This is a genomic window from Trabulsiella odontotermitis (assembly GCF_030053895.1).
GTDB classification, from domain to species: domain Bacteria; phylum Pseudomonadota; class Gammaproteobacteria; order Enterobacterales; family Enterobacteriaceae; genus Trabulsiella; species Trabulsiella odontotermitis_C.
The window spans coordinates 2,159,218-2,177,583 of record NZ_CP125781.1; the positions used below are offsets into that span (position 1 = coordinate 2,159,218).

Annotated in this window: 18 protein-coding genes and 1 other annotated feature; of the genes, 10 read left to right on the forward strand and 8 right to left on the reverse strand. The window is 55.3% G+C overall.

Annotation, left to right across the window (positions count from 1 at the left end; translation table 11 throughout):
* Positions 1-2: 2 nt before the first annotated feature.
* Together trpD and QMG90_RS10365 are read right to left on the reverse strand one after the other, a co-directional pair.
* The gene (trpD, locus tag QMG90_RS10360) at positions 3-1,598 is read right to left on the reverse strand and encodes a bifunctional anthranilate synthase glutamate amidotransferase component TrpG/anthranilate phosphoribosyltransferase TrpD (RefSeq protein ID WP_283283723.1); all 1,596 of its coding nucleotides are present in this window, start codon (positions 1,596-1,598) and stop codon (positions 3-5) included.
* Positions 1,598-3,160 carry an anthranilate synthase component 1 gene (locus tag QMG90_RS10365; protein WP_283283724.1) on the reverse strand — a complete coding sequence of 521 codons (1,563 nt, stop codon included), beginning with the start codon at positions 3,158-3,160 and terminating at the stop codon, positions 1,598-1,600. Before QMG90_RS10365 ends, trpD begins: the two co-directional genes overlap by 1 nt.
* Before the next feature lie 34 nt (positions 3,161-3,194).
* Positions 3,195-3,289, reverse strand: a sequence feature (Trp leader region).
* Between the two features lie 158 nt (positions 3,290-3,447).
* On the opposite strand from QMG90_RS10365, the gene rnm reads away from it, so the two are divergent.
* Together rnm and QMG90_RS10375 are read left to right on the forward strand one after the other, a co-directional pair.
* A complete protein-coding gene (gene rnm, locus QMG90_RS10370; RefSeq protein ID WP_283283725.1) occupies positions 3,448-4,323 on the forward strand; it encodes an RNase RNM in 876 nt (291 codons plus the stop codon).
* A 9-nt stretch (positions 4,324-4,332) separates the two neighbouring features.
* Positions 4,333-4,953, forward strand: coding sequence for an L-threonylcarbamoyladenylate synthase (locus tag QMG90_RS10375; protein ID WP_283283726.1), 621 nt, complete (start codon positions 4,333-4,335; stop codon positions 4,951-4,953).
* 35 nt (positions 4,954-4,988) lie between these two features.
* On the opposite strand, the gene QMG90_RS10380 is transcribed toward QMG90_RS10375, so the two are convergent.
* From QMG90_RS10380 to ttdA, 3 genes are read right to left on the reverse strand one after another with little or no spacing between them, the layout of a single operon-like run.
* Complete coding sequence (locus tag QMG90_RS10380; protein WP_283283727.1) at positions 4,989-6,452, reverse strand: anion permease; 1,464 nt, start codon at positions 6,450-6,452, stop codon at positions 4,989-4,991.
* Positions 6,453-6,500: 48 nt separating this feature from the next.
* Positions 6,501-7,106, reverse strand: a complete 606-nt coding sequence (gene ttdB, locus QMG90_RS10385) for a L(+)-tartrate dehydratase subunit beta (RefSeq protein WP_283283728.1) — start codon at positions 7,104-7,106, stop codon at positions 6,501-6,503.
* A complete protein-coding gene (gene ttdA, locus QMG90_RS10390; RefSeq protein ID WP_283283729.1) occupies positions 7,103-8,011 on the reverse strand; it encodes a L(+)-tartrate dehydratase subunit alpha in 909 nt (302 codons plus the stop codon). The genes ttdB and ttdA overlap by 4 nt, the downstream gene beginning before the upstream one ends.
* 213 nt (positions 8,012-8,224) lie before the next feature.
* On the opposite strand from ttdA, the gene ttdR reads away from it, so the two are divergent.
* Positions 8,225-9,178, forward strand: a complete 954-nt coding sequence (gene ttdR, locus QMG90_RS10395) for an L-tartrate utilization transcriptional activator TtdR (protein ID WP_283283936.1) — start codon at positions 8,225-8,227, stop codon at positions 9,176-9,178.
* Positions 9,179-9,387: 209 nt separating this feature from the next.
* Positions 9,388-10,263 carry a 23S rRNA pseudouridine(2605) synthase RluB gene (gene rluB / locus QMG90_RS10400; RefSeq protein WP_283283730.1) on the forward strand — a complete coding sequence of 292 codons (876 nt, stop codon included), beginning with the start codon at positions 9,388-9,390 and terminating at the stop codon, positions 10,261-10,263.
* A gap of 59 nt (positions 10,264-10,322) precedes the next feature.
* Here the strand turns inward: rluB and cobO are convergent, their stop codons facing one another.
* Both cobO and QMG90_RS10410 read right to left on the reverse strand, forming a co-directional pair.
* Entirely contained in the window at positions 10,323-10,913 is a 591-nt protein-coding gene (cobO, locus tag QMG90_RS10405) for a cob(I)yrinic acid a,c-diamide adenosyltransferase (protein ID WP_283283731.1), read from the reverse strand.
* Positions 10,910-11,668 (reverse strand): YciK family oxidoreductase, encoded by a 759-nt coding sequence (locus QMG90_RS10410; protein ID WP_283283732.1) that lies wholly within the window; start codon positions 11,666-11,668, stop codon positions 10,910-10,912. Before QMG90_RS10410 ends, cobO begins: the two co-directional genes overlap by 4 nt.
* Before the next feature lie 257 nt (positions 11,669-11,925).
* On the opposite strand from QMG90_RS10410, the gene sohB reads away from it, so the two are divergent.
* Complete coding sequence (gene sohB, locus QMG90_RS10415; RefSeq protein ID WP_283283733.1) at positions 11,926-12,972, forward strand: protease SohB; 1,047 nt, start codon at positions 11,926-11,928, stop codon at positions 12,970-12,972.
* 35 nt (positions 12,973-13,007) lie between these two features.
* On the opposite strand, the gene QMG90_RS10420 is transcribed toward sohB, so the two are convergent.
* Positions 13,008-13,259, reverse strand: a complete 252-nt coding sequence (locus tag QMG90_RS10420) for a YciN family protein (protein ID WP_283283734.1) — start codon at positions 13,257-13,259, stop codon at positions 13,008-13,010.
* A 385-nt stretch (positions 13,260-13,644) separates the two neighbouring features.
* On the opposite strand from QMG90_RS10420, the gene topA reads away from it, so the two are divergent.
* The 5 genes from topA to ymiC all read left to right on the forward strand — a co-directional run bounded on the left by topA (position 13,645) and on the right by ymiC (position 18,298).
* Positions 13,645-16,242, forward strand: coding sequence for a type I DNA topoisomerase (gene topA, locus QMG90_RS10425; protein WP_283283735.1), 2,598 nt, complete (start codon positions 13,645-13,647; stop codon positions 16,240-16,242).
* 190 nt (positions 16,243-16,432) lie between these two features.
* Positions 16,433-17,407 (forward strand): HTH-type transcriptional regulator CysB, encoded by a 975-nt coding sequence (cysB, locus tag QMG90_RS10430; protein ID WP_283283736.1) that lies wholly within the window; start codon positions 16,433-16,435, stop codon positions 17,405-17,407.
* A 327-nt stretch (positions 17,408-17,734) separates the two neighbouring features.
* Positions 17,735-17,896, forward strand: a complete 162-nt coding sequence (locus QMG90_RS10435; RefSeq protein WP_072170945.1) for a YmiA family putative membrane protein — start codon at positions 17,735-17,737, stop codon at positions 17,894-17,896.
* Positions 17,897-17,934: 38 nt separating this feature from the next.
* Positions 17,935-18,066 carry a hypothetical protein gene (locus QMG90_RS10440; RefSeq protein WP_283284030.1) on the forward strand — a complete coding sequence of 44 codons (132 nt, stop codon included), beginning with the start codon at positions 17,935-17,937 and terminating at the stop codon, positions 18,064-18,066.
* Between the two features lie 133 nt (positions 18,067-18,199).
* Positions 18,200-18,298: a small membrane protein YmiC gene (ymiC, locus tag QMG90_RS10445; protein WP_235501647.1), complete on the forward strand. Its 99-nt coding sequence runs from the start codon at positions 18,200-18,202 to the stop codon at positions 18,296-18,298.
* Positions 18,299-18,366 lie beyond the last annotated feature (68 nt).

Here is an 18,366-nt window from a genome sequence, read left to right on the forward strand (position 1 = left end):
ATTTACCCTCTTGCCGCGAGTGCGGTCACTCTGTCATACGCTGCACCGCTGCGCAGGACATCAATCACCTGTTGCGCATTGGCTTTGAGATCGTTGTGGCCATGCAAACGCAGCAGCATTGCAACGTTGGCGGCCACCGCAGCCTCGTGAGCCGCGTCGCCCTTACCTTGTAGCAGACGGGTGAGAATGTCACGGTTTTCTTCCGGCGTGCCGCCCGCCAGTTGTTCCTGGCGATACGGCGTCAGACCGAAGTCCTCGGCGGTCAGTTGATAGCTGCTGATCTCGCCATCATTCAGTTCAGCAACGATAGTCGGCGCATGCAAGGAAACTTCATCCATACCGCCGCTGTGCACCACGGCGGCACGCTCGTAACCAAGCACCCGCAGGGTTTCCGCAATCGGCAGCACCAGTTCAGCGCTGTAGACGCCAATCAGCGCCAGCGGCGGGTGCGCCGGGTTAATCAATGGCCCGAGCACGTTAAACAGGGTGCGGGTTTTCAGTTGCTGACGCACCGGCATCGCGTGGCGGAATCCGGTGTGATATTTCGGTGCAAACAGGAAGCAGACGCCCAGCTCATCCAGCGCTTCGCGGGATTTCTCGGCATTCATATCCAGATTAATGCCGAACGCAGCCAGCAGATCGGACGAACCGGATTTACTGGAAACGCTGCGGTTGCCGTGTTTCGCCACTTTCAGACCGCAGGCCGCCGCGACAAAAGCGCTGGCAGTAGAAATATTGATGCTGTTGCTGCCGTCGCCGCCGGTGCCAACAATATCCGCAAACGGATAATCGGGGCGCGGGAAAGGCGCGGCATTTTCCAGCAGGGCCGTTGCGGCACCGGCAATCTCGTTCGGATGCTCGCCGCGCACTTTCATGCTCACCAGCACGGCGGCAAGCTGCTCTGGCTTCATCTCGCCACGCACTACGGCCGAGAACAGCTGGTGGCTTTCCTGCTGCGTCAGCGTCTTCGCCTGGTAGAGTTTTTCCAGAATCGGTTGCAACGTGTTAATTGGCTCCAGCTTCTGCTGCGCCCAGTCCAGCGTCTGCTCCAGCAGGCGCGCGCCGTGGGTGGTCAGAATCGATTCCGGGTGGAACTGGAAACCGCAGACGCGATCGGTATCGTGACGCACCGCCATCACCATGCCGCCAAAATGCGCGTTGATGGTCAGCCCGGCCGGAATGTCACTGCCGACCAGCGAATGGTAACGCGCCACCGGCAGCGGGTTTGGCAGCCCGGCAAACATCGCCTGACTGTCATGCTCAATGCTGGACGCCTTGCCGTGCAGTATTTCCCCGGCCTGGCCCACATAACCGCCATAGGCTTCAACAATCGCCTGATGGCCGAGACAGATGCCGATAATCGGCAACTTGCCGCGCAGACGGGTCAGCAGCTCCGGCATGCAACCGGCTTCGGACGGCACGCCCGGCCCCGGCGACAGCATCAGCACCGGATTTTTCATGGTTGCCAGACGGTCAATTAACGTTTGTGCCGGAACATGGTTACGGTAAATCACCACATTGTGTCCCTTCGAACGCAGCTGATCCGCCAGGTTATAAGTAAACGAATCGATATTATCGAGCAGCAGAATATCAGCCATCAGAACGTCTCCTGTGCGTGGTGTGCCTGAGCGATTGCGCGCACCACCGCGCGTGCTTTATTACGTGTTTCATCCGCTTCCGCCTGCGGGACGGAATCCAGCACCACGCCTGCACCCGCCTGCACGGTAGCGATACCGTTTTCGACGTACGCGGAGCGGATAACAATGCAGGTATCCAGATCGCCGTGGGCAGTGAAGTAGCCCACCGCACCGCCGTAGCTACCGCGGCGCTTGCCTTCGGCTGCGGCAATCAGCTGCATCGCGCGCACTTTTGGCGCGCCGCTCAGGGTGCCCATGTTCATACAGGCGCGATAAGCGTGCAGCACATCGAGATCGCTACGCAATTCACCCACCACGCGGGAAACCAGATGCATCACGAAGGAGTAGCGGTCGACTTTGGTTAAATCGGCGACGTAACGGCTGCCTGGCGTACAGATGCGCGCCAGATCATTACGGGCGAGGTCAACCAGCATCAGATGTTCAGAGAGTTCTTTATGGTCCGTGCGCATTTCCAGCTCAATGCGGCTGTCGAGGTCGCGATCCAGCGTGCCGTCGGCGCGACGACCACGCGGACGGGTACCGGCAATCGGGTAGATTTCAATCTGGCGTGAGCTGGCGTCATATTTCAGCGAGCTTTCCGGCGACGCGCCAAACAGCGTGAAGTCATTGTCCTGCATGAAGAACATATACGGGCTGGGGTTGCTTTTCTTCAGCACATCATAGGCGGCGAGCGGCGACGGGCAGGGCAACGAGAAGCGGCGGGACGGTACGACCTGGAAAATTTCCCCGGCGCGAATTTCACGCTGCATTTTGCGCACCACCGCACCGTATTGATCATCACTTTGATCGCACTCGCACTGTAAGTGCGCCATCATTTGTACCGGCAGTGGTGACACCGGTTCGCCGAGCTGCTGCTCAAGTGCGGCAATGCGCTGCGTTAAGCGTTCTTTTTCGCTGGCGGAGGGGGTGAAGAGGCTGGCCTGAATGCGAGTGCTTTTCGCCTGATGATCGATGATCAGCAGCGTTTCCGCGAGGTAAAAGCAGTAGTCCGGACAGGCGTTGTCGGCATCAAGGTGCGGCAAATCTTCAAACCCGGCCACCAGATCATAGGCAAACAGGCCGCCGAAGAACATCGCCTCGCGCTCACTGGCTGGCACGGTGACCAGTTCCTGCAACAGACGGAAGGCGTCAAACACTGACAGCGAACGCAGGCGGGCGTCTTCGTCCAGTAGCGTGCTGACCGCCGGGAAACGCAGCACGCGGGACATCGGCTGGCGTTCGTTTTCAATCCCTGACGGCAGCGCGTTATCCAGCAGCGCGAGCAGCGCGGCGCCGTTGTCTGAAAGCGCCTGCAGGGTTACCGTGCTGCCGAGCGCGGTAATGCGCAGGGCGCTGTCAACCAGCAGCAGGCTTTTTAAATCATTTTTACTGTCGATATCTGCGGATTCGAGCAACAGCGTGGCAGGACGCGCGCCACACAGCTGGTGAAACAGCGCGGTGGGGTTATCCCGATAACGGGCGTTGCTGGTCAGAAGTTCGAGCGCAGGTTTTGGTGTTTGCATCTTTGTTCTCGCCTGTCTGGATTAAATCGTGTTCAAAAAAAAGCCCGCTTATGCGCGGGCCAGGTATCTGTATGCGGATTGCAGACGTACGACACTTGCCCGTTAACAGGAAGTGCGCCACCAGCCATCATTAATGCGAATTTGCGTTTTCATTTCAGATACCGTTTTCTTATGAGCTTGCGTACTAGTTAACTGGTTCATGAAAATAAAGTCAACCCCTGATTTCAGAAAAACCGTCTGAACCGCTATGATGTTGCGCTGACCCCACTGATGTAACGGGTGCCACTTTGAGTGACCATAACGACAATTACGCCATTATTTACGACCTGCATAGCCACACAACCGCGTCTGACGGGCGTTTAACGCCGCAGGAGCTGGTGCATCGCGCCCATGAAATGCGTGTCGGTACGCTGGCGATCACCGACCATGACAGTGTGGCGGCCATTCCGGCAGCGCAGGCGGAAATCGCCCGTGCCGGTTTACCGCTGAACCTGATCACCGGCGTGGAGATCTCCACGGTCTGGGAAAATCATGAAATACATATCGTGGGTCTGAACATCGACATTGACCACCCGCAAATGACCGGCTTTCTGGCTGAGCAAAAAGAGCGCCGCCAGCAGCGGGCAAAACTGATTGCCGAGCGGCTGGAGCGGGCGCATGTACCGGGTGCCTGGGAAGGCGCGCTGGCGCTGGCGGACGGCGGGGCCGTGACCCGTGGCCACTTCGCCCGTTTTCTGGTGGAGGCAGGGAAAGCCAGCAACATGGCCGATGTGTTTAAAAAATATCTCGCGCGCGGGAAAACGGGTTATGTTCCGCCGCAGTGGTGTACAATAGATCAAGCTATTGATGTGATTCATCATTCTGGCGGGAAAGCGGTGCTGGCGCACCCGGGTCGCTACGATCTGACCGCCAAATGGCTGAAAAGGCTGTTGGCTTACTTCACCGAATGCGGTGGAGACGCAATGGAAGTCGCGCAATGTCAGCAGGCGCCCCACGAGCGCGCGCAGCTCGCTACCTACGCTCGCCAGTACGGTCTACTGGGATCGCAGGGCTCTGATTTTCACCAGCCCTGTCCGTGGATTGAGCTCGGCCGCAAGCTGTGGCTTCCCGCTGGCGTGGAAGGCGTGTGGCAGACCTGGGAACAGCCGCAGAATAATTCGTGAGAGGGAAGTATGAGTCAGTTTTTTTATATTCATCCGGACAATCCGCAGGCCCGCCTGATCAACCAGGCCGTGGAAATCGTGCGTAAAGGTGGCGTTGTCGTTTACCCCACTGATTCCGGGTATGCGCTGGGCTGCAAAATTGAAGATAAAGGGGCGATGGAACGCATCTGTCGCATCCGTCATCTTCCGGACGGGCATAACTTTACCCTGATGTGCCGTGATCTGTCCGAGCTGTCGACCTATGCGTATGTCGACAACGTCGCGTTCCGCCTGATGAAAAACAACACCCCAGGCAACTACACGTTCATTCTCAAGGGGACCAAAGAGGTGCCACGCCGCCTGTTGCAGGAAAAGCGTAAAACCATTGGCATGCGCGTGCCGTCGAATCCGATTGCGCAGATGCTGCTGGAAGCGCTTGGCGAGCCGATGCTCTCCACCTCGCTGATGTTGCCGGGTAGCGATTTTACCGAGTCTGATCCGGAAGAGATCAAAGACCGTCTGGAGAAACAGGTTGACCTGATCATTCACGGCGGTTATCTGGGCCAGCAACCGACCACGGTTATCGATCTGACCGATGAAGCGCCAGTGGTGGTGCGTGAAGGTGTCGGTGACGTTAAACCGTTCCTGTAACCAACGGGGCGACGGTCATGTCGCCCCTGCGGGATTTACAGTAAAACGAGAGGCATCCAGGTAAGCCCGGTGATGACCAGCAACACCATGAAAACCAGCCCGAAAATGGCGCCCAGCCGCCAGTAATCTGCCGTCGGCAGATAACCACTGCCGTAGTAAATCGGACTTGGACCAGTCGCATATGGCGTGAGAATGCTGCCGAGGCCAATAGCGGCGCCGACCATCAGGCAGAATACAGGTAATGGAATGTCCGGCATGGCCAGCGCGGCCGCGATCATCATTGGCGCCAGCGCGGAGGTATACGCCGTTGCGCTGGCGAAGAAGTAGCGCAATAAATAAAACACCACGATCAGCGCGACCATCACCATTACCGGCGAGTAACCGCTCAGTCCGTTTGCCAGCAGCTTGCCAAACCAGGTAATGAAACCGGTGTCGTTAAGGCCGGTGGCAAGGGTTATCAGTGATGCCAGCCAGAAGAAGACGTTCCACGCCGATTTGTTGCTGACGATGTCATCCCAGGAGATGATGCGTAATACCAGCATCAGCGCGACCACGCTGTAGCCGACCATCGCGGCATCAATATAACTTCCGCCGAAGATCCACAGCACCAGCGCGCCGACCATCAGCACCAGCATCTGTTTTTCGCGTGTGCAGAGCGGCCCCATGGCCTTCAGTTCCGCCTCTGCCCAGCGCGGTACCTGATCGCCTGATTTCAGTACCGGCGGGTACAACACATACGCCAGCCACGGCACCAGCAGCACCAGCAGAATGCTCAGCGGCAGCATGCCCAGGAACCAGTCTCCCCAGCTCAGCGCGGTATGGGAGGCGCTCTTCATCAGACCAATCAGCAACAGGTTAGGCGCCATCGCCGTCAGGAAAATGGCGCTGGTCACGCAGTCGGCGGTGATCCCCATCCACATAATGTAAGAGCCAATGGAGCGGGCGCTGCCGTCGCCAGGTTGTGAGTTATACAGTGGCGGCAGGTTACGAATAATTGGGTAGATGATCCCCGCGCCGCGCGCGGAGTTGGACGGTGTCACAGGGGAGAGGATCAGTTCAGAGAACATCACCGCGTAACCCAGGAACAGCGTGCGATGCCCCATCTTTTTGACCAGCATCAGCGCGATACGCCGACCAAGCCCCGTTTTTTCATAACCGGTGCCAAACATAAAGGCGGCGAAAATCAGCCAGATAACGGAGTTGGAAAAACCCGAAACCGCCCACGACAACGCTTTGGCGGTAAATTTGAAACCCGTCTGGGCGAGTTGTTCCGGGCTGAACAGCAGCCAGGGCGAGAGGACGGCGATAATCGAAATACCGATCATCGCCACGACCGCGCCCGGTACAGGCTCCAGAATGAGTCCTACGATGACGCCGGTAAAGACCGCGAAATAGAGCCAGGAGTGGCTCTCAAGACCGGCGGGAACGGGCAAAACAGCAATAATGGCGATGACCACCAGCGGAGCCAGATATCGCCACCAATGAGTTAATGGTGCCATAGTCGTATCCCTGCATGAAGGGAGAGACAACGTGTCTCTCCGGAAGGGTTATTTGATGTAATGCACGTGCTCGCAGATTTCGTCGACAATGGGGCCGCGACGCTCAGCGAACATTTTTTTGTTTTCGGCGATCAGGTTGTTGCCGTGGGTGTCTATCGAAACGATCAGTGGCCCGAACTCTTTTACGCGACATACCCACAGCGACTCTGGCATGCCCAGTTCCGTCCAGTGCACTTCTTCAATCTCTTCAACCTGGGTTGCCGCCAGCACGGCGCAGCCCGCCGGGAAGATCACGTGCAGCGCCTTAAATTTCTGACAGCCTTCTTCCGTCAGTGGCCCCATGCCGCCTTTACCGACCACCAGTTTGACGCCGGTCTGCTCGATGAACTCTTTTTCAAAGGCTTCCATACGCATGCTGGTGGTTGGGCCGACGGAGACCATTTCCCACTTTTCACCGTTCTTACGCACGATCGGCCCGGCGTGGAAAATCGCTTTACCGTTCAGGTCGTACGGGATGGGGCGTTTGAGTTCGATCAGCCGACGGTGACAGACGTCGCGGCAAGTAACCAGCATACCGGTCAGGTAGATAACATCACCCACGCGGATGTCTTCCAGGTCTTCGGCTTTGATCGGGGTTGTCAGGATCTTTTTCATAACGCGCTCCGGGTATGAGACAGGTTTTCGAAGGAGAGGTCAGAATGGACCCGCAGCGTACCGCGGCGGTGTGCCCAGCAACCGGTGGAAACCGCCACGCCAATCGTTGACGGGTGGCGCGCGGCGGATTCGATATGTACCCCCATCACCGAACTGTTGCCGGTGAGCCCCTGTGGACCAATCCCCAGCCGGTTCAACCCTTCTTCCAGACGCAGTTCGAGCTCTGCCGCTTTCGGATTCGGATGGCGGGTACCGATAGGGCGCAGGATGGCTTTGCGCGAAAGCACGGCAGCGGTTTCAACGGACGTAGCAATCCCCACGCCGACCAGCACCGGCGGGCAGGCATTTACCGCCAGCGTTGAGATGTTTTCAAAGACAAATTTTACGATGCCTTCATAGCCTTCAGACGGCATCAGCACTTTTGAGCGCCCTGGCAGCGTGCAGCCGCCGCCGGCCATGTAGACTTCGATTTCCGCGTCGTCGCCGTCCGGGATGATGTCCCAGGTCACCCACGGCACGCCGCTGCCAGTGTTTTTCCCGGTATTCACTTCGTCAAAAATCTCGACCGCGTTATGGCGCAGCGGCGCTTTTACCGTGGCATCTTCCACCGCGTGTTTAAGGATACGTTGCAGTTCACCCAGCAACGGGAAGCGGGAACCGACCTTCACAAAGAACATGATCTCGCCAGTGTCCTGACAAGCCGGTCGATTCAGATCGATAGCCTTTTGCATGTTGTCGAACATCGTGTGGTAGATGATTTTCCCCATGGCTGAGGTTTCGGCGTCCCGCAATTGTTTTAATTTATCCACCACGTCGTCGGGCATCCGGGTGGAAATCATGGCGGTAAAACTGGCGACAATTTCCGTCAATTTATTAACCGCATCTTGTTTATTTTGATTGCTCATCCTGTTAACTCCAGTTCTTTTATTTATCTGGAAACAAACTCTCCGGATAAAACTATCATTAAAAGTGTGGTTTTATATTTTCTGGAACTGTGTATATGCAATTAACAGTTTGTAAATCACGCCGGAAAAAGACGATGAAAATTGAGCAAGGGCAGGAATTAACGCATTGATATGAATTACACTGCAGGTATTAACACCGAGGGTAATTCGAAGATGCTGAAAACGTGGCCCTTAGCCAAAGATCTGCAGGTGCTGGTGGAAATTGTCCACACGGGAAGCTTTAGCGCAGCGGCCGCCGCGCTGGGGCAAACGCCGGCGTTTGTCACGAAGCGGATTCAGATTCTGGAGACAACCCTGGGCACCACGCTGCTTAACCGCTCAGCGCGAGCTGTAGTACTCACAGAGAGCGGGCAACGATGCTACGAACAGGCGCTGGCGATCCTCACGCAATATCAGCGGTTAATCGATGAGGTCACGCAAATCAGAATGCGACCAGAAGGGATGATCCGCATTGGTTGCAGCTTCGGATTTGGCCGCAGTCATATTGCGCCTGCCATCACCGAACTGATGCGCATTTACCCTGAGCTACAGGTTCATTTTGAGCTCTTCGATCGGCAGATTGATTTGGTGCAGGATAATATCGATCTGGATATCCGCATTAATGATGAGATCCCTGATTATTATATTGCTCATTTGTTAACAAAGAACAAGCGAATATTATGCGCTTCCCCGGCATATTTGCAGAAATATCCCATGCCGCATACCTTGCAGGAATTAAGTCAACATGATTGCCTGGTGACAAAAGAACGTGATATGACGCACGGAATATGGGAACTGGATAATGGTTCAACGAAAAAATCGGTCAAAGTGAGCGGGCATCTTTCCTCCAACAGTGGTGAAATTGTGCTGCAATGGGCGCTGGAAGGGAAAGGCATCATGCTGCGCTCGCAGTGGGATGTGCAGCCGTTTCTGGCAAGCGGCAAACTGGTACAGGTACTGCCGGAATACGCGCAAAGCGCCAACATCTGGGCCGTTTATCAGGAACCGCTGTATCGCAGCGTGAAGCTCAGAGTCTGCGTGGAATTTCTGGCGACCTGGTGCCAGTGCAGGTTGGGTAAGCCAGACGAAGGTTATCAGGTGCCCCATCATCCTGCCAGCGTCGTTTAAACCGCAGCGGTTTCAACATGGCTGATGAAACTAGATGAATCATTTAGACTAAAGTTCGTGTAGTATGTGCGCCCACGAATCAGCGTGTGAAGCACGTTGTTTACCCTGAAATAGTTTCATATCAGTGAGTTACTGTCTTTTTGTGGTTAACTCATTGTTTTATAAAGTATACCCAGACGCCTGTGAAGGCGACACCTATAGGAAGCTCTATGAGCGAAAAATTGCAGAAAGTGCTGGCCCGTGCGGGCCACGGCTCACGTCGTGAAATTGAATCCATTATCGAAGCCGGCCGCGTGAGCGTGGACGGCAAAATTGCCACGCTGGGCGACCGCGTGGAAATCACCCCGGGTCTGCGGATCCGCATTGATGGTCATCTTATCTCCGTAAAAGAATCCACCGAGCAGATTTGCCGCGTACTGGCGTACTACAAACCGGAAGGCGAACTCTGTACCCGTAACGATCCGGAAGGGCGCCCGACGGTGTTCGACCGCCTGCCGAAACTGCGCGGCGCACGGTGGATTGCTGTCGGTCGTCTGGACGTTAACACCTGCGGTCTGCTGTTGTTCACCACTGACGGCGAACTGGCGAACCGTCTGATGCACCCGAGCCGTGAAGTTGAACGCGAATATGCGGTGCGCGTGTTTGGTCAGGTGGAAGAGGGCAAAGTGCGCGATCTGGCGCGCGGCGTTCAACTGGAAGACGGCCCGGCGGCGTTCAAAACCATTAAGTTCAGCGGTGGTGAAGGCATTAACCAGTGGTACAACGTCACTCTCACGGAAGGGCGTAACCGCGAGGTGCGTCGACTGTGGGAAGCGGTCGGTGTGCAGGTCAGCCGCCTGATCCGCGTACGCTACGGTGACATTCCGCTGCCAAAAGGCCTGCCGCGCGGCGGCTGGACAGAGCTTGATCTGGCACAGACTAACTACCTGCGCGAGCTGGTGGGGCTGAAGCCTGAAACTGAATCTAAAGTGGCGGTCGAGAAGGATCGTCGCCGTATGAAGGCGAATCAGATTCGCCGCGCCGTGAAGCGCCATAGCCAGGTCAGCAGCAATCGCCGCTCTGGTAGCCGCAACAACAACGGCTAATCTTCTCTCCCGGTTCAGGGGCAAACGCCGCCCCTGTCACCGTTTCCCGCCGCAGGGCTTTAATAATCAATTCCTGGCTGCGCTTTGACGCCGGCATCAAACGCATGTTTTACCGGACGGAGCTCGCTGACGGTATCTGCCAGCGCCGTAATCTCCCGGTGACAACCGCGACCGGTGATGATCACCGATTGCTGCGCCGGGCGATTTTTCAGCGCGGTCAGCACCTCTTCCAGCGGCAGATAGTCGTACGCCACCATATACGTGAGCTCATCAAGCACCACCAGATCGAGAGAGGCGTCGGCAAGCATGCGTTTGCCATGTTGCCACACGGCGAGGCAGGCGGCGGTATCGCTTTCCCGGTTTTGCGTGTCCCAGGTAAACCCGGTCGCCATCACCCGAAATTCAACGCCGTGCGGTTCAAGTAAATTGCGCTCGCCGTTGGGCCAGTCGCCTTTAATAAACTGCACCACGCCGACTTTTTTGCCGTGCCCGACAGCGCGCGCGGCGGTGCCGAACGCGGCTGTCGTTTTACCTTTGCCATTGCCGGTAAACACCATCAGGACGCCGCGTTCGTCCTGCGCTGCCGCCACGCGGGCGTCGACTTTTTCTTTTACCCGCTGCTGGCGCTCCCGGTAACGTTCATCACTCATTGTGCGATCCCCGGTTTACGGCCCGGCTGCGCGTCAAACGTCATCCCTGTTTTGCGGCGACTGTCATCGCCCATCAGCCACAGGTAGACTGGCATAATATCCGCCGGGGTTTTCAGCTTTTGCGGATCTTCCGTCGGAAATGCGCTGGCGCGCATGCCGGTTCGGGTGCCGCCCGGGTTGATACAGTTCACGCGCAGTCGGCCCTGATACTCTTCCGCCAGCACCTGCATCATACCTTCCGTAGCGAATTTCGAGGCGGCATAGGCACCCCAGTTGGCACGGCCTTCACGACCCACGCTCGACGAAGTAAAGACCAGCGAACCGGCATCGGATTTGAGTAATAAAGGAAGCAACGCCTGCGTCAGCATAAAGGTGGCGTTTACGTTGACCTGCATCACCTGCTGCCAGACCTCCGGACGCTGCTCCGCCATTGGCGCGACATCGCCCAGCAAGCCCGCGTTATGCAGCACGCCATCCAGGCGCGGCGAATGAATAGCGATTTTCTGCGCCAGTTGTTGGCACGCTTCCGGCGTGCAGGTCAGCAGGTCGAGGGTAAACCAGTGGGCGGGAAGGAGCCCTTCGGTTTCAATTTGTTGCGCGACGGCGCGAAGTTTGTCTTCATTCCGCCCGAGCAGGATCACGGCGGCGCCGTGGCGGGCATAGGTTAATGCGGCTTCGCGACCAATACCGTCGCTGGCGCCGGTGACCAGAATAATGCGATTTTGCAGTAAATCGCGCTGTGGTTGGTAATGCACGGCAACTCCCTGGCGGGTCACTTTCGGACCAGACCTGTGTTCATTTCATCAGACATTTCGGCTTTATGCCTGAAATAGCGCCTCATTACAATCAGCCAGGCGGAAAGTCCATCGCACTGTTAACATTTTGCAACGGTTTCATTGGTCTGGAAAAAAACGGGAAGGCGGCTCGCAGCGTAGAATAACGCCAGAGACGCTGCCCGGGGTGTGATGTAAACTGAGCGCGAATGTTGGGTGAACTTAACCAAGGTGGAAGAGTGGAATTACTTTCTCAATACGGGTTGTTTTTAGCAAAGATTGTCACCGTCGTGGTGGCGATTGCCGTCGTTGCAACCATCATCGTTAACCTGACACAACGGAAACGACAGCGCGGCGAATTGCGGGTAACCAACCTGAGCGAACAGTATCAGGATATGCAGGAAGATATGTCAGTCGCCATGCTCGACAACGCGCAGCAAAAGCTCTGGCATAAAGCGCAGAAGAAAAAGCGCAAGCAGGAAGCCAAAGCCGCAAAGGCCAAAGCGAAGCAGGGCAGCCTGCAAGACTCCGGGAAACCCCGCGTCTGGGTGCTTGATTTCAAAGGCAGTATGGACGCCCACGAAGTGAGCAGCCTGCGCGAAGAGATCACCGCCGTACTGGCAGTCGTAAAACCGCAGGATGAAGTCGTGCTGCGTCTCGAAAGTCCTGGTGGCGTGGTACATGGTTACGGGCTCGCGGCATCGCAACTGCAACGCCTGCGTGAGAAAGCCATTCCCCTGACGGTGGCGGTAGACAAAGTCGCGGCTAGCGGCGGCTATATGATGGCCTGTGTGGCGAACAAAATCGTTGCCGCGCCGTTCTCCATCATTGGCTCGATTGGTGTCGTGGCGCAGATCCCCAACTTTAACCGTTTCCTGAAAAACAAAGACATCGACGTTGAGCTGCACACCGCCGGGCAGTATAAGCGCACGCTGACGTTACTCGGCGAAAATACCGACGAAGGGCGACAGAAGTTTCGCGAAGATCTGAACGAAACTCATCTGCTGTTTAAATCGTTTGTGAAGCGTATGCGTCCGGAACTGGATATTGATCAAGTCGCCACCGGCGAACACTGGTATGGCGTTCAGGCGCAGGAGAAAGGGCTGGTCGATGCCGTCGGCACCAGCGACGATCTGCTGCTGAGCCTGATGGATGGTCGCGACGTGATCAGCGTCCGTTACCTGCAACGCAAACGGATGCTGGACCGCCTGACCGGCAGCGCAGCGGAAAGCGCCGACAGGCTGCTATTGCGCTGGTGGCAGCGCGGTCAGAAACCGATGCTGTAAAAGCAAAAACGCGAGGCCTGGCCTCGCGTTTTTGTTTAATCGATCAGATGGTATTTTTCTGAGAGTTCGTGCGCCAGGTATTTAAACATGTTGAATACTGCGGTGCTCTTCGGGGTGGGCAAGCCCTGCTCATCAAGATAATACTCGCCGCTGAATACCAGCACGCCGTTACGCTGGGTGACATCGGTCGCCTCGATGCCCTTCATGGTGTCTTCGTGCTCGCGAATGAGACGGTTCGCCTCTGCCAGTAAGGTTAGTTTGTCGATGGGTTGGGTTGTACCTTGCATTATTTACTCCTTAAATCTCTGGCGTTAGTCTACGCCGCAAGCCAATTATCGGCAAATTTCCCCTTGTTTTTCCAGGGAAATGGAATAAGTTACACCGCTGGCAGGATCTGCGTTTGCATGCTAATAAAGTTGCGTAACGAATTTTATCAGGTAGAGTGTCACGCTTTCAGCAATCTGGTATCAGATTTGCTTGACAATCGACCGAAAATTCTTCGTGCTATACCACCTGACGGGAAAACGTCAGTAAACTCAGCCATCTGGCGCCGGTTTTCCGGGCTCGGTTCAGATACGGGGTTGATATCCATTGACGTCGCCGCAATATCAGGGCTCGTCGCCAGTGGAAGGTGAATCTGTGTGCGATGCATTCAATCAGGTAAAGGTGAATATGGGTAAAGCTCTCGTTATCGTTGAGTCCCCGGCAAAAGCCAAAACGATCAATAAGTATCTGGGAAATGACTACGTGGTGAAATCCAGCGTCGGTCATATCCGCGATTTGCCGACAAGTGGCTCAGCCTCCAAAAAGAGCGCCGACTCTACCTCCACCAAAACGGCTAAGAAGCCGAAGAAGGATGAACGTGGTGCTCTCGTCAACCGTATGGGCGTTGACCCATGGCATGACTGGAAAGCACAGTATGAAGTGCTGCCGGGTAAAGAAAAGGTAGTTTCAGAGCTCAAACAACTGGCGGAAAAAGCCGACCACATCTATCTCGCAACCGACCTTGACCGCGAAGGGGAAGCCATTGCCTGGCACCTGCGGGAAGTGATCGGTGGAGATGACAAACGTTACAGCCGCGTGGTGTTTAACGAAATCACCAAAAACGCGATTCGTCAGGCGTTCGAACAACCCGGCGAACTGAATATTGATCGTGTGAACGCCCAGCAGGCGCGCCGTTTTATGGACCGCGTCGTGGGTTACATGGTCTCTCCGCTGCTGTGGAAGAAAATTGCCCGTGGTTTATCCGCCGGGCGCGTCCAGTCTGTGGCCGTGCGTCTGGTGGTGGAGCGCGAGCGTGAAATCAAAGCCTTCGTCCCGGAAGAATTCTGGGAAATCGGTGCGAATACAACTACGCCTGCGGGCGATGCGTTGCCGCTGGAAGTGACTCACCAGAACGACAAACCGTTCCGTCCGGTGACCCGCGACGAGACCATGGCGGCGGTGAGCCTGCTTGAAAAAGCGCGCTACAGCGTCGTGGAGCGTGAAGACAAACCGACCAGCAGCAAGCCGGGCGCGCCGTTCATCACTTCCACGCTGCAACAGGCCGCCAGCACGCGTCTGGGCTTCGGCGTCAAGAAAACCATGATGATGGCGCAACGCCTGTATGAAGCGGGCCACATCACTTACATGCGTACTGACTCCACTAACCTGAGCCAGGATGCGCTGAGCATGGTGCGCGGTTATATCGGTGATAATTTCGGCAAGAAATACCTGCCTGCCAGCGCCAATCTGTACGCCAGCAAAGAAAATTCTCAGGAAGCGCACGAAGCGATTCGTCCGTCTGACGTCAGCGTCATGGCGGAAAGCCTGAAGGATATGGAAGCGGATGCGCAGAAACTGTATCAGCTGATCTGGCGCCAGTTCGTCGCCTGTCAGATGACGCCAGCGCAGTACGATTCCACCACCCTGACCGTGGAAGCGGGCGCGTTCAAACTGAAAGCGCGTGGTCGTACGCTGCGCTTTGACGGCTGGACGAAAGTGATGCCTGCGCTGCGTAAGGGCGATGAAGATCGCACGCTGCCAGCGGTAAATCAGGGCGACACGCTGTCACTGGTCGAATTGTTGCCTGCGCAGCACTTCACCAAACCGCCAGCGCGTTTCAGCGAAGCGTCGCTGGTGCGTGAACTGGAAAAACGCGGTATCGGCCGCCCGTCGACTTATGCGTCCATCATCTCCACCATTCAGGATCGTGGTTACGTGCGGGTGGAAAACCGCCGCTTCTACGCTGAAAAAATGGGTGAGATCGTCACCGACCGTCTGGAAGACAACTTCCGCGATCTGATGAACTACGATTTTACCGCGCAGATGGAAGATCACCTCGATGAGGTGGCAAACCATAAAGCCGAATGGAAACAGGTGCTGAATAACTTCTTCGGCGATTTTACCCGTCAGCTTGAAACGGCGGAAAAAGATCCGGAAGAGGGCGGCATGCAGCCGAACCAGATGGTGCTGACCAGCATCGACTGCCCGACCTGTGGCCGTAAAATGGGGATCCGTACCGCCAGCACTGGCGTGTTCCTCGGTTGTTCCGGTTACGCATTGCCGCCGAAAGAGCGCTGCAAAACCACCATCAACCTGGTGCCGGAAAACGAAGTGCTTAACGTGCTGGAAGGCGATGACGCCGAAACCAACGCGCTGCGTGCAAAACGTCGTTGCCCGAAATGTGGCACGGCGATGGACAGCTATCTGATCGATCCAAAACGTAAGCTGCACGTCTGTGGTAACAACCCGACCTGCGACGGCTACGAGATTGAAGAGGGCGAGTTCCGCATCAAGGGATACGACGGTCCGATCGTTGAATGTGAGAAGTGTGGCTCTGAAATGCACCTGAAAATGGGGCGTTTCGGTAAGTACATGGCCTGTACCAACGACGACTGTAAGAACACGCGTAAAATCCTGCGCAATGGCGAAGTCGCGCCGCCGAAGGAAGATCCGGTACCGTTGCCGGAGCTGCCATGCGAGAAATCTGACGCCTACTTCGTGCTTCGCGACGGTGCGGCAGGTGTGTTCCTGGCGGCGAATACCTTCCCGAAATCACGCGAAACCCGTGCGCCGCTGGTGGAAGAGCTGTTCCTCTTCCGCGATCGTCTGCCGGAAAAACTGCGTTACCTGGCCGATGCGCCGCAGCAGGATCCGGAAGGCAACAAAACGATGGTGCGCTTTAGCCGCAAAACCAAACAGCAGTATGTTGCGTCCGAAAAAGAGGGGAAAGCCACAGGCTGGTCTGCCTTCTTCGTTGACGGGAAATGGGTGGAAGGGAAGAAATAATCCTCAGATTTTCCAGTACATTTCAACAAAAAGGGCCACGTTGTGGCCCTTTTTTATAACCTTGTTATTATTTTTTGTTCCCATCTATACACATCCGGTATAAATGATATAGTGGTTATAGTTAACCCTATTTTTATTCTCTAATCGTCTTAAGCGATGGATATCGCCGAGTCAACACCGGATACCCGCCATGAAATTACAACAGCTCCGCTATATCGTTGAGGTCGTTAATCACAATCTGAACGTCTCTTCCACGGCTGAAGGTCTTTATACCTCACAGCCTGGCATCAGTAAGCAGGTGCGTATGCTGGAGGATGAGCTGGGGATCCAGATTTTTGCCCGCAGCGGTAAGCATCTGACGCAGGTAACACCCGCCGGGCAGGAAATTATCCGTATCGCCCGTGAAGTACTGTCAAAAGTGGATGCCATCAAGTCAGTGGCCGGGGAACACACCTGGCCGGATAAAGGCTCACTGTATGTCGCCACTACCCACACCCAGGCCCGTTACGCGCTACCTGGTGTCATCAAGGGGTTCATCGAACGTTATCCGCGCGTTTCACTGCATATGCACCAGGGCTCGCCGACGCAAATCGCCGAAGCCGTCTCTAAAGGCAATGCCGACTTCGCCATTGCCACCGAAGCGCTGCATCTTTACGACGATCTGGTGATGCTACCGTGCTACCACTGGAACCGCTCTATCGTCGTAACGCCGGAACATCCACTGGCGTCGAAATCCTCTGTCACCATTGAGGAACTGGCGCAGTATCCGCTGGTGACCTATACCTTCGGTTTTACCGGCCGTTCTGAGCTCGACACCGCCTTCAACCGCGCCGGGCTGACACCGCGCATCGTTTTTACCGCCACGGACGCGGACGTCATCAAAACCTACGTTCGTCTGGGGCTTGGCGTTGGGGTTATCGCCAGTATGGCGGTAGATCCGGTCTCCGATCCCGATCTGATTAAGCTTGATGCTCATGAAATTTTCAGCCACAGCACGACCAAAATCGGCTTTCGCCGCAGCACCTTCCTGCGTAGCTATATGTATGATTTTATTCAGCGCTTTGCGCCACATTTGACGCGTGATGTGGTCGATACCGCCGTCGCACTACGCTCGAATGACGACATTGAAGAGATGTTTAAAGATATTAAATTGCCGGAGAAATAATTCCACGGGTGATAATGGTATCCCCGGAAACGGGGATATCGTGAATTAGATCACTAAAGCTAAATTAGAACTGCGCGCATTATCATTTCTGTATTAATCAATTTTCCCTCCACACTAATACTTTACTAGTACTAAAGTGTCGCCAGAGCCCGACAAAAGTAGAGACTATTTATCCGTAGCGCAAATTTTGTGGGTCAATTATTTATTTGCCGTCAAAAGATTGAATTATTCCATGGTGGAATTGAGTAAATTCACTGGATTTTTGGCTAATTTTTAATTAGGATTTATCTCAGTGATGATTACTTGTACCGATTGTTTGGTGCCAAAATGATAAGCGATGTCGATTGTAAGAGGTTAGCGATGCCATCAGGAAGCGAAGGGCCGCAAAGGGATCCGGCGCTCAAGCGCAAAGCCTGGCTAGCGGTGTTTCTGGGTTCAGCGCTGTTCTGGATTGTCGTCGCATTGCTCATCTGGAAATTCTGGGGTTAAGAATGGTCGTTTCTGGTCAGTTTCAGTCAGCAAAACCAATGTGTAAATCTGATGACAAAGTTAAAGCGTCCGCTAAGGTCAGGACAACGGTTCCGCCGTCCTGGAAACTGACGCCGCAACAGCAGTCATTTATTGACGCCTTTGCCGAAGACGAATCTAAGAAACAATAATCAATTAAATAAACCCATTTAATTATCAGGACTATTTATCCTGATTATCAGCATATTATTATGCACATCAGCAATATACGCTCTGCCTGAGAAGGCGGTTCAGTTGAATAAATACTTAAATGGTAGTGGAATTATGAATCAACATAGCGAGATGAAATACTGGTCGTGGATCGGTGCCTTCACGCTATCGGTCCTGTTCTGGGGCCAGATGGCCTGGATGCTGATCAACTAATCCTCCGCAAAAACCCGGCCCTGTCGCCGGGTTTTGCTTTTCCTGCCGGCAAAGAAATTTTCTGATTT

Coding starts and splice junctions, on each gene's coding strand:
- ttdR (WP_283283936.1), top strand. CDS start 8,225: ATGCTGAAAACGTGGCCCTTAGCCAAAGATCTGCAGGTGCTGGTGGAA.
- trpD (WP_283283723.1), bottom strand. CDS start 1,598: ATGGCTGATATTCTGCTGCTCGATAATATCGATTCGTTTACTTATAAC.
- cobO (WP_283283731.1), bottom strand. CDS start 10,913: ATGAGTGATGAACGTTACCGGGAGCGCCAGCAGCGGGTAAAAGAAAAA.
- rluB (WP_283283730.1), top strand. CDS start 9,388: ATGAGCGAAAAATTGCAGAAAGTGCTGGCCCGTGCGGGCCACGGCTCA.
- topA (WP_283283735.1), top strand. CDS start 13,645: ATGGGTAAAGCTCTCGTTATCGTTGAGTCCCCGGCAAAAGCCAAAACG.
- ttdB (WP_283283728.1), bottom strand. CDS start 7,106: ATGAAAAAGATCCTGACAACCCCGATCAAAGCCGAAGACCTGGAAGAC.
- QMG90_RS10435 (WP_072170945.1), top strand. CDS start 17,735: ATGATAAGCGATGTCGATTGTAAGAGGTTAGCGATGCCATCAGGAAGC.
- QMG90_RS10380 (WP_283283727.1), bottom strand. CDS start 6,452: ATGGCACCATTAACTCATTGGTGGCGATATCTGGCTCCGCTGGTGGTC.
- QMG90_RS10365 (WP_283283724.1), bottom strand. CDS start 3,160: ATGCAAACACCAAAACCTGCGCTCGAACTTCTGACCAGCAACGCCCGT.
- QMG90_RS10440 (WP_283284030.1), top strand. CDS start 17,935: ATGTGTAAATCTGATGACAAAGTTAAAGCGTCCGCTAAGGTCAGGACA.
- cysB (WP_283283736.1), top strand. CDS start 16,433: ATGAAATTACAACAGCTCCGCTATATCGTTGAGGTCGTTAATCACAAT.
- ymiC (WP_235501647.1), top strand. CDS start 18,200: ATGAATCAACATAGCGAGATGAAATACTGGTCGTGGATCGGTGCCTTC.
- QMG90_RS10375 (WP_283283726.1), top strand. CDS start 4,333: ATGAGTCAGTTTTTTTATATTCATCCGGACAATCCGCAGGCCCGCCTG.
- QMG90_RS10420 (WP_283283734.1), bottom strand. CDS start 13,259: ATGCAAGGTACAACCCAACCCATCGACAAACTAACCTTACTGGCAGAG.
- ttdA (WP_283283729.1), bottom strand. CDS start 8,011: ATGAGCAATCAAAATAAACAAGATGCGGTTAATAAATTGACGGAAATT.